Annotated in this window: 13 protein-coding genes; 5 read left to right on the forward strand and 8 right to left on the reverse strand. The window is 59.2% G+C overall.

The annotated features are described in order from the left end of the window. Positions 1–255: 255 nt before the first annotated feature. The 4 genes from CI807_RS18520 (at position 256) to gabP (ending at position 6,661) form a co-directional block, all read left to right on the forward strand. Complete coding sequence (locus CI807_RS18520; RefSeq protein WP_016977335.1) at positions 256–1,494, forward strand: MFS transporter; 1,239 nt, start codon at positions 256–258, stop codon at positions 1,492–1,494. 148 nt (positions 1,495–1,642) lie between these two features. Beyond that, on the forward strand, positions 1,643–4,552 hold the full coding sequence (locus CI807_RS18525; RefSeq protein ID WP_095015655.1) for an FAD-binding and (Fe-S)-binding domain-containing protein: 2,910 nt from the start codon (positions 1,643–1,645) through the stop codon (positions 4,550–4,552). Between the two features lie 63 nt (positions 4,553–4,615). Beyond that, on the forward strand, positions 4,616–5,125 hold the full coding sequence (locus CI807_RS18530) for a hypothetical protein (protein WP_016977333.1): 510 nt from the start codon (positions 4,616–4,618) through the stop codon (positions 5,123–5,125). A 102-nt stretch (positions 5,126–5,227) separates the two neighbouring features. Beyond that, entirely contained in the window at positions 5,228–6,661 is a 1,434-nt protein-coding gene (gabP, locus tag CI807_RS18535) for a GABA permease (protein WP_095015656.1), read from the forward strand. Positions 6,662–6,718: 57 nt separating this feature from the next. Here the strand turns inward: gabP and CI807_RS18540 are convergent, their stop codons facing one another. The 4 genes from CI807_RS18540 to CI807_RS18555 form a co-directional block, all read right to left on the reverse strand. Further along, positions 6,719–8,080 carry an aminotransferase class III-fold pyridoxal phosphate-dependent enzyme gene (locus CI807_RS18540; protein WP_016977331.1) on the reverse strand — a complete coding sequence of 454 codons (1,362 nt, stop codon included), beginning with the start codon at positions 8,078–8,080 and terminating at the stop codon, positions 6,719–6,721. 93 nt (positions 8,081–8,173) lie between these two features. Further along, positions 8,174–9,649, reverse strand: a complete 1,476-nt coding sequence (locus tag CI807_RS18545; protein ID WP_095015657.1) for an NAD-dependent succinate-semialdehyde dehydrogenase — start codon at positions 9,647–9,649, stop codon at positions 8,174–8,176. Positions 9,650–9,742: 93 nt separating this feature from the next. Then, positions 9,743–10,102, reverse strand: a complete 360-nt coding sequence (locus CI807_RS18550) for a tautomerase family protein (RefSeq protein ID WP_016977329.1) — start codon at positions 10,100–10,102, stop codon at positions 9,743–9,745. A gap of 119 nt (positions 10,103–10,221) precedes the next feature. After that, positions 10,222–11,466: a D-amino acid dehydrogenase gene (locus CI807_RS18555; protein ID WP_095015658.1), complete on the reverse strand. Its 1,245-nt coding sequence runs from the start codon at positions 11,464–11,466 to the stop codon at positions 10,222–10,224. A 174-nt stretch (positions 11,467–11,640) separates the two neighbouring features. Between CI807_RS18555 and CI807_RS18560 the strand changes: the two genes are divergently transcribed. Beyond that, positions 11,641–12,546: a D-isomer specific 2-hydroxyacid dehydrogenase family protein gene (locus CI807_RS18560; RefSeq protein ID WP_095015659.1), complete on the forward strand. Its 906-nt coding sequence runs from the start codon at positions 11,641–11,643 to the stop codon at positions 12,544–12,546. Between the two features lie 5 nt (positions 12,547–12,551). Here the strand turns inward: CI807_RS18560 and CI807_RS18565 are convergent, their stop codons facing one another. From CI807_RS18565 to CI807_RS18580, 4 genes are all read right to left on the reverse strand, one after another. Continuing rightward, entirely contained in the window at positions 12,552–13,049 is a 498-nt protein-coding gene (locus CI807_RS18565; RefSeq protein ID WP_095015660.1) for an Lrp/AsnC family transcriptional regulator, read from the reverse strand. Between the two features lie 130 nt (positions 13,050–13,179). After that, the gene (gabT, locus tag CI807_RS18570; RefSeq protein ID WP_095015661.1) at positions 13,180–14,463 is read right to left on the reverse strand and encodes a 4-aminobutyrate--2-oxoglutarate transaminase; all 1,284 of its coding nucleotides are present in this window, start codon (positions 14,461–14,463) and stop codon (positions 13,180–13,182) included. Between the two features lie 135 nt (positions 14,464–14,598). After that, positions 14,599–15,321, reverse strand: coding sequence for a haloacid dehalogenase type II (locus CI807_RS18575; RefSeq protein WP_095015662.1), 723 nt, complete (start codon positions 15,319–15,321; stop codon positions 14,599–14,601). Between the two features lie 71 nt (positions 15,322–15,392). After that, positions 15,393–15,722, reverse strand: coding sequence for a tRNA-binding protein (locus CI807_RS18580; RefSeq protein ID WP_016977323.1), 330 nt, complete (start codon positions 15,720–15,722; stop codon positions 15,393–15,395). Positions 15,723–15,961 lie beyond the last annotated feature (239 nt).

Genomic DNA, 15,961 nt, shown 5'->3' on the forward strand with positions numbered 1-15,961 from the left:
TATTGAGTCACGTCATCGCAACGTGTGGTGTCAGCATAGAGTTGCGCGACGCTTGGGTTCTCCTACTTCAGGTGGTATTCGCGGCGCTTTTTTTCCTACTTGGCTTGGGTGACGCCGGTGTGGCTGGAGTGGGCCAAATATCGGCACATCCAACAACAAGATGGGCACGGCGTGGTCGCCTACGCGATTCGCCGAAAGCTCGGAGGCGTCATGACTACAGCATCGCTAGCAGTCCATTCTCCGGCGCATGTCTCTATGCGCCGCAAGGCAATTGTTGCAACGGTATTGGGCAATGGTTTTGAGTGGTTTGACTTCATGGTGTATGGCTTTTTCGCCATTACCATCGGCAAGTTGTTTTTCCCTACGGGCAACGATGTGACCTCGCTGATGCTCTCGGCGGCGACCTTCGGCGTGGGTTTCCTGGTGCGACCGGTGGGCGGGGTGCTGATCGGTATCTATTCGGATCGGTACGGCCGCAAAGGCGCGTTGTCCCTGACCATTATTCTGATGGGGATCGGCACGGCGCTGATCGGACTGGCGCCCACCTACTCGCAGATTGGCATCGCGGCGCCGTGCATCATTGTGTTCGCACGGCTGTTGCAAGGCATCTCGGCAGGCGGCGAGATGGGCACGGCCACGGCGTACCTGACCGAGCATGCGCCGCCAGGCAAAAAGGCCTATTACTCCAGCTGGATCCAGACCAGCATCGGCTTTGCCGTATTGGTAGGCGCCTGTTTTGGCACCGGGATCACCCTCAATCTGTCCCCTGAACAGGTCGAGAGTTGGGGGTGGCGCATTCCGTTCCTGTTCGGCTTGCTGATTGGCCCGATTGGCTATTTCATCCGCCGCAACCTGGACGAGTCTCCCGCCTTTCTTGAAGACAGTGAAAAGTCCGAGACACCTTTCAAAGACGTCATTCGCGAATACCCCAAGCAAGCGTTCGCCAGTTTTGCCATGGTGGTGCTATGGACGGTGTGCATCTACGTCATTCTGTTCTACATGCCGACCTATTCGGTCAGGGTTTTGCAGCTTCCTCAATCGGCCTCCTTCATGGCAGCGATCGTTGGCGGCAGCGTGATCTCCCTCTGTTCGCCCATCACCGGCTGGTTGTCCGATCAGGTCGGGCGCAAGTGGTTGCTGGGTGGCGCGTCGGCGGCGATGCTGGTGCTGGCCTGGCCCTTGTTTACGATGATCGTTTCGCAGCCATCCTTGCTGACGCTGTGCATCTTCCAAGCGGTCTTCGGGGTATTGATCGCGACCTACACCGGGCCGATTCTGGCGGCGTTGTCCGAAACGTTCCCGACCAAGGTGCTTTCAACCGGGCTGTCAGTGGCCTACAACCTGGCGGTCATGACCTTTGGCGGCTTCGCCTCACTGATCCTGACGTGGCTTATACAGACCACGGGCACGCCGACCGCGCCGGCCTTCTACGTGATGTTCGCCGCCGGTTTCAGCTTTCTCGGGGTCATGCTCGGTTATCGCCAGCCGCGCTGAAAGGGCCTTTCCCGTACCGACCCGGTTCACGCTTGAAGCAGGAAAGAGGGGTGTTTTGTTCCTACTTTTCAGTCGTGGAGACGACCCTCGGCTATGCATAGGATGACGCCTCCCATGCGTAGCCGCTGACACAATAATAGGCAGCCTTATGACCTCCAGTACCGCCGCATCCATCATTGACCTGAACGTGTTGCTCAAGCTGCGCACGCAACTGGAGTCGCAGACGAATGCCGACGTTCGTTTCGATGCGGCGACCCGTGCCGTCTACGCGTCCGAGGCCTCCAATTATCGTCAGTTGCCAATCGGCGTAGTGGTACCCAAATCCATCGAGGATATTGTTGTGGCGATGCGTCTGTGCCGGGAGGCAAACCTGCCCTTGCTGCCACGGGGCGCCGGTACTTCGATGTGTGGTCAGTCGGTGAATGCGGCAGTCATTATCGACACCTCCAAGTACCTGAACCGCATCATCGACATCGATGCCCAGCGGCGGATCGCGCGGGTTGAACCGGGGGTTATTTGCGACCAGCTCAAGACGGCCGCCGCGCAACATGGGCTGACCTTCGGCCCGGACCCCGCCACCCATAGCCGATGCACCCTGGGTGGCATGATTGGCAACAACTCATGCGGTGCGCACTCGGTGATGGCTGGGAAAACCGTCGAGAACGTGGAGCGCCTGGAAATCCTCACCTACGACGGTGAACGATTCTGGGTCGGCCCTACGGACGAGGCGCAGTATCAGGAACACCTGGCGGCCGGTGGACGGCGTGCCGAGATCGTGCGTGGGCTCAAGGCCTTGGCTGACCAGTATGGCGATGATATCCGCGGGGGCTTCCCGTCGATCAAACGTCGGGTGTCCGGCTATAACCTGGATCAATTGCTGCCGGAAAACGGCTTCAATATCGCACGAGCACTGGTTGGGGTGGAGGGCACTTGCGTGACGGTGCTCCAGGCCGAAACCGTGCTGGTCAAGAACCCGACCCATCGACTACTGGTGGTGTTCGGCTACGAGGATATTTTCCTGGCGGCGGATTCGGTCCCGCAGTTGCTGCCGTTGGAACCCATCGCCATGGAAGGCTTGGACGACGGCATCATTGGCGGGCTGCTTGAGCGGGGCATGAAGGTCGACGATATCGCCCAGTTGCCGGCCGGCAATGCCTGGCTGATGGTCGAGTTCGGCGCCACCGATGAGGCTGATGTGCTGGCGGCGGCCACTCGGGCGCGGGATATTGCCGAGTTATTGCCCGGTCGGCCCAGTGTGCGGCTGGTTACCGACCCGGTCTTGATGAATCGTATCTGGACCATTCGCGAGACCGGCGCATCGGCCACTTCCCTGGGCCTGGACCCCAATGAGCCTGATCCAACCGTGGGATGGGAAGACGCGGCCGTTGAGCCGCATTTGCTGGGTCAGTACTTGCGTGAGTTTTCCAGGATCGTCGCCAGCTACGGCTACAAGACTAACCTGTACGGTCACTTTGGTGATGGTTGCATTCACTCACGCATCACGTTCGACCTTAAATCGACGCAGGGCATTGAAACTTGGCGCGCCTTCCTGGATGAGGCGGCCCACCTGGTGGTGCGTTATGGCGGTTCCTTGTCCGGCGAGCATGGAGATGGCCAGGCCAAGGGTGAGTACCTGCCGATCATGTACGGTGAAACCATCATGCAGGCGCTGGCGGACTTCAAGGCCCTCTGGGACCCCCTGAACAAGATGAACCCCGGCAAATTGATCCACGCCATGCCGGTGGATGCCCACTTGCGCATGGGGCCGGATTACGTGCGCAAGGAGGTCAGCAGTTTGTTCACCTACGACGTGCGTCTGGGTGACAAGGGATTTGCCCGCGAGACCGAGCGTTGTATCGGTATGGGTAAATGCCGTTCGCCGGAGGGTGGCACCATGTGCCCCAGTTTCCGTGCTACCCGCGAGGAGCGTTACTCCACGCGTGGCCGGGCACGCTTGTTTTTCGAGTTGCTCAAGGGGGATGTCATCCAGGACGACTGGAACAACAAGGACATCAAGGACTCCCTGGACCTGTGCCTCGGGTGCAAGGGCTGCAAGTCGGATTGCCCGACCAATGTCGATATCGCCCGCTATAAAGCCGAATTTCTGTACAGGCACTACCAGCAGAATTCGCGCTCACTCATGGATGCCATGATCGGCCGTATCGGCGAATGGCTACCCGTTGCGACCAAGGTTTCACCGATCCTCAACTACGCCATGGGCAACCCGTTATTCAGGACGGCCGGCGCGTGGTTTGGCTTGGCGCCGAGCGTCAAGTTCCCCAGGATTGCCGGTGAAAGCTTCAGGGCCGGCAAGACCGCCAAGCGCCTGTTGAGGCGCCCGGATAGGGCTTCGGCCAGCAGCGTCCTGCTCTGGGTGGACAGCTTCAACAATGGCTTCACGCCAGCTGTCCTCGAGGCCGGGGTTGAGGTGCTGGAGAAGCTGGGGTTCCACGTCCAGCTCATGCAGCGCCATGTGTGCTGTGGCCGCCCTTACTACGACGTCGGCATGCTGGATCAAGCCAAGGCGAATCTGGAAGCGATCCTCACGCAATTGGCACAGCCGCTGAGCGAGGGGATTCCGATTGTGGTACTGGAGCCGAGTTGCCTGTCCGTGTTCAGGGATGAAATGCCCGGATTGTTCCCGGAGGACCCAAGGGCCAGGCAGATGACCCAATCGCTGGTAACCCTCAGCGAGCTGATTCAGCAACAGGGCATTGAGCTGCCGAGCATCGGCGACGATGTGCGTATCCATGGGCACTGCCATCAGAAAGCGTGTGGTGGGCTGGGGGCTGAGCAAGCGGTGCTCAAGCAATTGGGTGACAAGGGCGGTCTCATCCCGGCGGGCTGCTGCGGGGTGGCGGGGGCCTACGGTTACCATCGAAAAAGCGCACCTATTGCCCGGACCATTGGTGAACAGGAGTTCAAGCCGCACCTGGACAGGTTGCCCGACGATGCCTGGGTGGTGGCTGACGGTTTCAGTTGCCGGGGGCAGATACGCAACGTCAGCGGGCATCAGCCGCTGCATTTGGCGGAGTATCTGGCGAAGGTACTGCGTTGAGGGCGTGTAGCCGTAGCCCCCCTGCACACTTCTTTGGTCCCTTGACGGAAAGGAAACAGACGCGTGCGCGAAATTGCGATCCTCAAAGTTGATCTGGCTGCACTGGTTAATAACAACGAGTTGCAACTGGAAGGGTTTAAGCGTGGCCTGGAGGCGTTATTGAAACTACTGGCCAAAGGCATGAAGCCGGTGCTGGTTGTTCAGGCGAACAACGCAGTGCAGGCCAATCGCACGCTGGTTTCGCCCTCGGCATTGATAGGGCAGACCAGGGTGATTGCACAGTGGGTCGCGATGCTCGGCGCGGCGCATCTGGTCGGGGCACAACTGGTGGTTGAGCGGGGGCGGTCAGGCGGCGACGTGCAACTTGCGCAAACCGTGGCGACCCTCGGCGTGCTGACGGAGTTGGGTGCGATTCCCATCCTGATGCACAACGAATTGACCTGGATAACCGGGCGCTCAAACACGTATGGATGGGATTTGGCAGCGAGCCTTGCCAATGCATTTCGCACCACGGTAGTGGAGCCGAAACAGGAGGGTGAGCAGGTCAGGGAGACGGACCACGTAAGTGCCTGAGTGACACTTCAACCGGGTAATGGGAGAACTCTAAAACAATAAGAGAGCGCTTTCGCGCGCCAAAAACTTCACAACCTGCCTAATAAAAACAATGGTGAAACTATGTCGAAGATACACACTTCCCACGAAGCAGGGGGGCAGGCGGGATCGTCGCTTGCGCCCGGACTCAAACAGCGGCACGTCACAATGCTATCGATTGCCGGTGTCATCGGTGCGGGGCTTTTTGTCGGGTCAGGGCATGCGATTGCTGCGGCCGGGCCAGCCGTGTTGCTGTCCTATCTGGCGGCGGGAACCCTGGTGGTACTGGTCATGCGGATGCTGGGCGAGATGGCCGTTGCATCCCCGGATACGGGCTCGTTTTCCACTTACGCCAACCGCGCCATTGGCCCCTGGGCCGGATTTACCATTGGCTGGCTCTACTGGTGGTTCTGGGTGCTGGTGATTCCCCTTGAGGCGATTGCCGCCGCCGCCATTCTGCACAGTTGGTTTCCTACCGTTGATACGTGGATTTTTGCGCTGTCCATCACCTGTGGTCTGACTTTGACCAACCTGTACAGTGTTGCCCGCTACGGTGAGTTCGAGTTCTGGTTTGCCTTGGCGAAAGTGCTGGCAATCATTGCCTTTATCGTGGTGTGTGCCATCGCATTGGTGGGTGGTCTGCCGGACCGCACGGTCAGTGGTATCGGCACGCTCATCAGCAACCACGGCGGGTTCGCCCCCAACGGCTATGCGCCGGTGCTGGGAGCTTTGCTGACCACCATGTTCAGCTTCATGGGCACCGAAATCGTCACCATCGCGGCGGCGGAGTCGCACAACCCCAGCAAACAGATTGCACGGGCTACCAATTCGGTGATCTGGCGGATTGGCTTGTTTTACATCGTCTCGATTTTCATGATCGTGTCGATCGTTCCCTGGAACGATCCGGCCTTGGCGGTGGTGGGTTCGTATCAACGTGCACTGGAATACCTGCAAATTCCCAACGCGAAGTTTATCGTCGATGTGGTGGTGCTGGTTGCGGTCGCCAGTTGCCTGAACTCGGCAATTTATACTGCGTCACGCATGTTGTTTGCCTTGGCCAAGCGTGGTGAGGCACCTGGGTTCCTGAGGGCGACCACGCTTGCGAAAGTACCGCGCCAGGCGGTGATAGCGAGTACGGCCATTGGTTGTGTCACCACAGTGATCAACTATTTTGCTCCTGAGCGCCTGTTTTCGTTTTTGTTGGCGACGTCGGGCGCGGTGGCATTGCTGGTCTACCTGGTCATTGCCATTTCGCAATTGCGCATGCGTAAAAAGCTGGTGGCCCATGGGCACCGCATCGGTTTCAGGATGTGGCTTTATCCAGGTCTGACCTGGGCAGTCATTGTGTTCATCGTCGGTGCGCTGGGCGTCATGTTGACCTTGCCGGCCCATCAGGGCGAGGTCATTGCGACGGCGGGGTTGGCGGCGTTGGTGGTGATCACCGGGTTGATCGTCAAACGCCGAAGTCCTTCGCAGTCTTGGGTGCCTGACAGGGTGGTCCAGGAAGCACGTCACTGACGAACGCAATGCGAACAAAAAAAGCCCAGGCCGTCCAGCGGCCTGGGCTTTTGCTTGTTACCGCGCGCTGGCGGCAGCCTTCTCGATAGCGTATTTCAAGATAGCCAACAGGGTGTCGATATCGGCCTTGGTGTAATTCAATGACGGCGCGAAACCGAGGATGTCGTCGGCAAAGGCTCTGAACACCAAGCCCTCTGCAAAGGCGTGCTTGAGCACCTGCTGGCCGAACTGCAGCGCGGCGGCAGGCTTGGCATTGGTGTGTTTGTCCGCCACGAACTCCAGCGCCGCCAACATCCCTCGGCCGCGCACTTCGCCGACGCAGTCCAGGGACTCCAGCTGTTTTAGCTGTTGTTGAAAATACGCGCCGACCTGCAGGCCGTTGGCCAACAGGCCGCCCTCCAAGTAAAGGTCGAGGGTGGCGTTGGCGATGGCCGCACTCACGGGGTGTCCCGCGTAGGTTTGTCCATGGCCCAGGGCCGTGCCGTCCTTGCCGGCTTCTGCGAGTGCGGCGTAGATGTGTTCTGAGATCAGGGTTGCGCCCATCGGCGCGTAACCCGAGGTCAGGCCTTTGGCGAGTGTCATCAGGTCCGGGCTCACACCTTCGGCTTCGCACGCGAACATCGGGCCGGTCCGGCCAAACCCGGTGATCACCTCATCGACGATCAACAGGATCCCTAGCCGATCGCAGGTGTCGCGCATGGCTTTCAAAAAACCGCCGGGCGGTACGATGACGCCGCCAGAACCCTGAATCGGCTCACAGATGAAGGCCGCCACATTGTGTGCGCCGATCGCGGTGACTGTGTCTTCCAGGGCCTTGACGGTGCTGCACAATACGTTCGCGTCGTCAGGGCCTTGCGGATGCCGAAAGGGGTAAGGGGAGGGGATGTGATGCTGATCAGACGTGGGTACGTCGAAATACCGGTGGAACAGCGGCAACGCGGTTAACCCGCTACCGTTGGACGAGGTGCCGTGGTAACCGCGCTGCAGTCCAATGAAATGCTTCTTCTCGGGGCGGCCTGTGGCGTTGAAGAAGTACCGCACCAAGCGAATCGCCGTATCGACGGCGTCCGAGCCGCCTTGGCCGAACACCACGCGAGTGAGCCCTTCAGGTGCCAATGACGTCAAGCGAGCGGCCAGTTCGATCGCGGGCTCGCTGGCGAAATGAAAATAACCCGTGGCGTAGGGCAGTGTTTCCAGTTGACGCCTGGCGGCCTCCACAATGGAGGGTTGCCCGTAGCCGGCATTCACGCACCACAGCCCGGAGAACGCATCTTGAACACGCTTGCCATGTATGTCGGTGAGATGAATGCCGTCTGCCGATTTCCAGATGCAGGGTCCTTGGGCCTCATGTTGCAGCAGTGCGGTAACAGGGTGAACCCAATGACGGTCCTGGCGTAGCAAGCGATCGAGGTCGTGCATAAATACTCCAAAATGAAGCGGGCACCCGATGGATGCCCGCGTTGATAGCGCTTGCGGTCGCCGCTGAGACAACGGTCGGTCAAGCGTGATGAGTCAATCCAGTCCGCCTTGGCAGGTGTATTTGATGTGCATGTACTCTTCCAGACCGTGGGTAGAGCCTTCTCGGCCATAACCTGAATCTTTCACCCCGCCAAAGGGCGCGGCCTCGGCGGCCAGCGCGCCTTCGTTGATGCCGACGATGCCGCACTCAAGGGCTTCGGCGACCCGGGTGACCCTGCGCAGGTCAGTTGTATAGAAGTACGCAGCCAGGCCGAACGGTGAGTCATTGGCCCATTCCAGCACTTCGCTTTCGGTGGCGAAGCGGGTGATCGGCGCCACTGGGCCAAAGGTTTCCTCCAGGAAACACCTTGAGTGCTTGTCCACATCGACCAATACGGTGGGCGCATAGTAGGTGTCGCTTGAGCATTCACGGGTCTGAATGCGTTGGCCGCCTGTGGTGATGCGAGCGCCACGACTCACTGCGTCAGCCACATGACTTTCGATTTTTTCGATGGCCTTGGCATTGATCATCGGGCCGATCTGCGCGGCAGGGTTGGTCGCAGGGCCGACCACAAGCGCGGCGACGCGGGCTGTCAGCTTGTCGACGAACTCCTCGTAAACACCCTCCTGCACGTAGATGCGGTTAGGGCATACGCAGGTCTGCCCCCCGTTGCGGAACTTCGCCACCATCAGGCCCTCAATGGCAGCGTCCAACGCGGCGTCATCAAACACAATGAACGGCGCATTGCCACCCAGTTCCAGGGAGAGTTTTTTCAGCGTATCCGCGGACTCGCGGGCGAGGTGTTTGCCCACCGGGGTCGAGCCGGTGAAGGTAATCTTGCGCACCCTCGGGTCGTCCAGCCACACATCCGCTACCTCCTTGGATTTGGCAGTCACCACGATGTTCAGCACCCCAGGCGGAACACCGGCCAGTTCTGCCAGCTTCACCAACGCCAGGGACGTCAACGGCGTTTCTGCGGCCGGCTTGCACACAACGGTGCAGCCCGCCGCCAGGGCCGGTGCGATCTTGCGTGCAATCATCGCTGCCGGGAAATTCCACGGAGTGATCGCGGCGATGATCCCCACGGGCTCTTTATGAGCCGTCAGGCGCCGTCCCGTGGCCGGTGAGGGGATGATTTCCCCATTGGCGCGTGTCGCTTCCTCAGCGAACCATTCCACGTAACTGGCTGCATAGGCGACTTCACCTACACCTTCCGCCAGTGGCTTGCCTTGCTCCGAGGAAATGATTTTCCCCAGGTCCTGCGCATTCGCCAGAATCAGGTCATTCCAACGCTTGAGGATAGTGGCGCGCTGCTTGGCCGGAACATTTTTCCAGGTGATGAACGCTGCCGCCGCCGCGTCGACTGCCGCCTTGGCGTCAATGGCATCGCTGTCTGGAACCGTGGCGTAGACCTCGCCGGTCGCCGGGTTGATCACCGGCAGAACCTGTCTGTTGTACGCCTCGCACCAGTCGCCATTGATGAAGTTCATTTGGAGCAGCAGCGTTTTGTTCTCGATTGCAAAAGACATTTTATCTCCCCGTACACAGGGCTGTTCGCGCGCAGGCGCAGCCCTGCAGCGAAAGCTGTTTATTGATGATCGTCGAGTGTTTGATTGATGCCTTCAGGGCGCCGGTCGGCCGTTGCGGATACACCAGTTTTCAACTGGCGATTCATGCAGGCCGATAAACACATCCACCTCATGAATGCCCAGCGCGCCAAGGCGTTTGAGGATTTCCTGGTAGAAAACCTGCTTGGCGATGGCCGAGCGCCCAGGAAACATCTGGATCGTTATCAGGATGAAGTTGTCCGAACTGTCCGGCGGGGTAAGGACCCATTTGGGACTGTGTTCGACATACCTTGATTGGCGATCGGACGGCGGCACATTGAAGGCCGCCAGTTGTGCTTCATAGACGGCTTGCAGCAGGTGCGCTACTTCGTCGTCCGTACGCGTGCGGCAGCTTTCAATCAGGGCTAATGGCATGGCAGACCTCCACGTTGACTCACGTTCAGAGTAACCAGTGGGCACTGCGCGAACTACACAGGCCAGGTAGGATAAACAGGCGGCGTTTTCCTATGGCAGGCAGTAGGTTCAAGCGATGCTTACTGGTACAGCAACCCGCTCATATCAATGTCGGGCGTGCGGCCGGCAACCAGGTCGGCGGTGATCTTTCCGCTGCCGCACGCCATCGTCCAGCCCTGGGAACCGTGGCCGGTATTCAGGAACAGGTTGCGGATCTGCGTCGGCCCAAACAGCGGATTGCCGTCGGGTGTCGCCGGGCGCAGGCCACACCAGAGCTCAGCCTGGGCGTAATCGCATAGGGTCGGGAACAGGTCCTTGGCGGCCTGGGTCATGTAGCGAAAGTCGTCTCTCGAAAGGCGCATGTCATAGCCGGTGAATTCGGCGGTAGCGGTCAGTCGCAAACGATTTCCCAATACGGAGAAGGCCAGGAGATTGTCTTCATCCAACCCGCCCAGTGTGGGCGCCTCTTCGGGGCGGCGGATGGGGACGGTCATGGAGTAGCCTTTGACCGGGAACACATCGATGTTGACGCCGTATCGGCGCAGCAGAATCGATGAGTAGGCCCCCATTGCCACAATGATTGCATCGGCGGCAATCACGCCTTTCGAGGTACTGACGGCACGCACCTCGTTGCGCTCGATATCCAGCCCAAGCACTTGGGTGTTGTACATGAAATTGACCCCAAGCGCGGCGCACGCGCGCGCCAATTCGACAGTGAATAAACGCGCGTCGCCGGTGCCATCGGAAGGCACGAAGACGCCGCCCACCAAGCGGTTGGCTATTGGTTTGAGCGCGGGTTCCAATTGCGCTACACGCGCGCTGGAAACGACCTCGATTGGCAAGCCGGCTTGCTCCAGGACGCGCATCTGGCGTAACCCTTCATCCATGCAGTGCTGGGTTCGATAGACGTACAGCAAGCCCTTGTCCGTGTGGAAAAATTCGATCCGGGTGTCCTGGACCACCTCGCGCATGACCGCCTGGGAATAGGAGGCCAGACGCAATCGGGTCGCCGCGTGCTGGTTTGCACGGGCGCGTGGGCATTCACAGAGAAACTTGAATAGCCAGGACCACAGCCTCGGGTCGAGGCGAGGGGCGATGCGCAGCGCCTGGTCATTTCGGAACAACGATTTGGCCAAGATCCCGGGAGCCGCCGGGCTGGCCCACGGGTAAGAGTGGCCCTGGCACAGCAGGCTGCCGTTCGCAAAACTGGTTTCCATCGCGGCCTCGGGTTGACGGTCAATGACCGTGACCTCATGGCCGTCCCTTGCCAGGTAATACGCTGCGGGTATGCCTGCGAGTCCTGCGCCCAACACCAATACTTTCATGATCAGCTCCGTGAAATGTGCGTTTCGTTGCCGATCAATTGTGCGTATCCGGCGCTCGGTAATTTTTTGAAAACGGGCGCGTGACGCTGACATTTATCCCTTTCAGCGACCTAGAAAAGGCATTTTTTCTGGCACGGCCCTTTAGGCTCTGGTGACCCTGTCGCTGGAGCTGCCATGAACATTGTATTGATTGACTGCACGCCTGAACTGAACGCGCTGTTTGACGCAGGCACGCTGACGGTCCCCGAGGGAATGCACATTCATGTGGGCGCTCCGACCCCTGAACAGATCGTGTCGTTATGCCGCTCGGCGCACATCATGCTGGTCGAGCACACACTGGTGAGCCCCGAAACGCTGGCGGCCTGCCCGACGTTGAAGGCTATAGTTTTCATGGGGACGGGCGCCAGCAGCTATCTGCCGATGGCGTGGTTGAGCGAGCACGGTATCGCGGTCAGCACCACGCCCGGCTACGGTAGCCGAGCGGTGGCGGAACATGCCCTGGCATTGACCTTCGCTGCCGCGCGAAATCTGGGGCCGATGCTGAAAGACATTGCACGCGGGGGCTGGCAGCCTCGCGGCGGCCTTCAACTGGAGGGGCGCAAAGTGGCAGTGATTGGTTTTGGAGAAGTAGGGCGTTGTTATGCGCAGATGGCTACAGCGCTCGGCATGGATGTCTCAATCTGGAATCGTACGCCTGTCGACTCGCCGTATTTTGAGGCCGACCTGAACACGGTCTTGCGCGGCGCCGAGGTGGTGTCGCTGCATCTGGCTCTTAACCCGCATACCACCGGGTTTCTCGACTCGGCACGCCTTCGGTTGCTCAAGCCGGGTGCGTTGGTGATCAACACTGCGCGAGCCGCCTTGATCGATCAGGCGGCGCTGGCGCAAGCATTGTATAGCGGCCAGGTGGCGCACGCGGCCCTGGATGTGTTCTGGCAGGAACCTATGGCACCCAATGACCCGTGGCGCGATGTCGGGAATGTCACGCTGACCCCGCATGCCGCCTACATGACGCAGGAGGCGTATCTGGAGCTGTGGAAGCGCACCTTGAATGCAGCCGCGCAGTATTCCGACCGGTGACAGACTCAGGCATTGCCGGGCGTCAGCAATGCCTGCAAGTCCACGCCTTCACGTTGAAACACCGTTCGTGTCACGAAGAAGGTGTAAAAGCGCGCGACCCCGACATTTCTTTGCAAGAGCTCATCCATGATGGCCTGGTATTCCACCACGCTTTTGCAGACGAATTTCAAGACATAGTCAATCTTGCCGGTGACCATGTGACACTCCTGCAAGTCCTGGTATGTGCGCACCGTTGACTCGAAGCGTTGAAAGCTTTCCTTGCGGTGTTCATCCAGTTCGACCTCAGAGTAAATGGTCAAGGATCCCGCGATCTTGGCAATGTTCAAGGTGGCGGAATACCGAAGGATGTAGCCGTTTTTCTCCAGTCGCTTGACCCGGATGTAGCAAGGGCTTGGCGAGAGGTTGACCTTGTCGGCCAATGCCGCATTGGTCAGCGAACTGTCCTGCTGGAGGTGGGCCAGGATGGCGATATCGATCCGGTCGAGCCTGGTTTGAGTGTGCATTTGGATTTACCTCGTTTGACTGCTGCACCGATTGCCGTCAATCACCTTTCCCAGAGCCTATGGAGAACGCAGAAGTCGCCAACGCGGCGACTTTTGCTGATTCACTGAGTGGCTTGCGCCGTTTCACTGATCAAAGGCTGGCCGCCAGGGCGCGCTCGAACATGCCCAGTGCTTCTTGTACGTCAATCTCCGAGGTATTGAGTGGGCAGAGGAAACGCACAATGTTGCGGTGAATCCCGCACTTGATCAGCAGCAGGCCTTGAGCGCGGGCCTGTTCAATCACTTTTTGCGCGGTGTCGCTGTCAGGTGTCCGGCTGCTGCGATCGCTGACGAACTCCACTGCGGCCATTGCGCCCAATGTACGTACATCGCCGATCTCATCATAGCGGGCCTTGAAGGTCTCGAAACCACTCAACAGTTGCCGGCCGATAGCCTGGCTGCGCGCCAGCAGGTCCTCGTTTTCGAAGATGGACAACACCGCAAGCCCTGCCGCACAGCCCAGCGGATTACCGCCATAGGTTCCGCCCAGGCCGCCCGGTGATGGCGCATCCATGATCGCGGCTTTACCCACCACGCCTGACAAGGGAATGCCGCCGGCCAAGCTCTTGGCCACAGTGATCAGGTCGGGCTGGATGTCGGAATGTTGAAAACCGAACATCTTGCCGGTACGGCCGAAACCGGTCTGGATTTCATCGCAAATCAGTACGATGCCGTGACGTGTCGTCAGCGCCCGCAGCGCTTGCATGAAGGCTGGCGGTGCAGCGACAACCCCCCCATCGCCCAGCACCGGCTCAAGGATGATTGCCGCCACGCGTTCGGGCAGGATCTGGGTATCAAAAATGGCCTGGAGCGAGGCCAGGGCTTGCTCGGTGGACACACCGTGGTATTCGTTGGGGTAGATCGCGTGGTGGATATCCGGCGCGAACGGGCCAAAATTCTGCTTGTAGGGCTGGCTGAACCCCGTCAGCGAGATCCCGAGCAAGGTGCGACCATGGAAGCCGCCTCGAAAGGCAATCACGCCCGAGCGCCCGGTGTGGCTACGTGCAATCTTGATGGCGTTTTCCACGGCTTCGGCACCAGTGGTCAAAAACACTGACTTGTAGGGCTCGCCACCCCCGACCAGAGTGTTCAACCGACGGGCGAGCTCTACATACGGCTGATAAGCGCCGACCTGGAAGCAGATGTGGGTGAAACTGTCGATCTGTTTCTTGATGGCATCCACGACGGCGGGGTGATTGTGCCCCACATTGAGCACACCAATGCCGCCGACGAAGTCCAGGTATTTGTTGCCCTCGGCGTCCCATACATAGCTGCCTGCCGCGCGATCGATAATGATCGGGTGGGCCGATGCCACACCACGGGCGATATGGTGCTCGCGTGCTGCCAGAACAGCGTTCGAACCAGTGTCAGTCATTCTAAACACTCCTACTCATGAAAAAGACACGCGGCTACGCCTGACCCGCCTTTGGCGTCACGGCAATCGTCGTGTTGAGTGATTGGTGCAGACGGTTGACGCCACCGGCAGGCGGCGCCAACCCAGGGTGAGGGCTTAGCCGCCCACGAGTTTCTTATGGGCTTCGACCATGTCCGCCATGCTGATGAAGCGGAAGTCGTACTTGGCCTCGGTAGCGGGCACGTGCGTTGCGCCGAAACCTTCCTTGCCATGGCGGCGATGGATCCAGGCACCCGCCAAGCCGGCGATCTTGCCGGGTACATGGTCGTGGTACAGGCTTTCTGCGGTGTGCAGGATCTTCTGCTTCTCGATGCCGGCCTTGGCCAACAGATCGATCATGTAGGTGAAGTTGTTGGGGTTCGGCTTGTACGAACCGACATCCTGGGCCGTCACGATATGGTCGAACGCCACACCCAATTTCGCTTCACTGAGCTTGAACTCGGTACGGTCGATGTTGGACAGGATCACCAGCTTGTAATGCTGTTTGAGATAACGCAGGGCGTCTGCAGAATCTGGAAACGCCGGCCAGTCCTTCACGGATGTGGCGAAGTGCTCGCGCTCGGTCGCAACTGGCTCAAGTCCCCATTCTTTGGCAATGCGGTCATAGACTGCCGCCAGGATGACGGGGTACAAGGCGCCGGGCGTCAGGGTCTGCTGGGGGGACTCGTGGCGGCCGAATACTTCAAGGATCTGTTCGCGGTCCAGGCCCTTTTCGCTGCGTACGGCCAGGGGTTGCAGGCCGTTGACGATGCCGGTTTCCCAGTCGATCAAGGTGCCATAGCAATCGAACGACAAGGTGGTGAAATCAGTGAGCTTCATTTTTTTCCTCTCAAGATACCTTTCGGTATGACGTACAGTTGTGCGAAACCCGTTTGATAGGCCGGGACTGTTTAAAACACGGGTTGACCCGGTGTGAGTGCACGCTCGGGTTTAAGAAACACCACTTCACCCGGTGCCGTCTGTGCGCCCAACATCAAGACCTCGGAAGCAAACCCGGCGATATTTCGAGTACCCAGGTTGACCACGCACACAACGTATTCGCCAATCAGCGCTTCGGCCGTGTAGAGCTGCGTGAATTGGGCGCTGGTGGTTTTGATTCCGAGTTCGCCAAAGTCGATCCAGACCTTGTAGGCCGGCTTCTTGGCCTTTTCGTTGAGTTCAACGTTGGTGACTTGGCCGATTCGTATATCAATGCTCGAAAACGCTTCGTACGGCGTCATACATCACTCCAGATAGCCATCAAGTTGCGCTTGGGTGGCGGTGTTCAGGTTTGATCATCATAGAAAGAGGCAAACCGCCAATCCATCTGTGCAAAGTACGACGCGGCGCAGGGTTTATCCTGCTTTTTGCAGGAAAGGGGGATGATTGGTGCGCGACCGCCTTCGGTCATTGAAATAACGGAGGAGTGTTAGATAGTCGTATTAAAAGTAGGAAGATTGGCTATTTCCTACCTATGCTG

This window comes from Pseudomonas sp. NS1(2017), assembly GCF_002269425.1.
Lineage (GTDB): Bacteria > Pseudomonadota > Gammaproteobacteria > Pseudomonadales > Pseudomonadaceae > Aquipseudomonas > Aquipseudomonas reactans.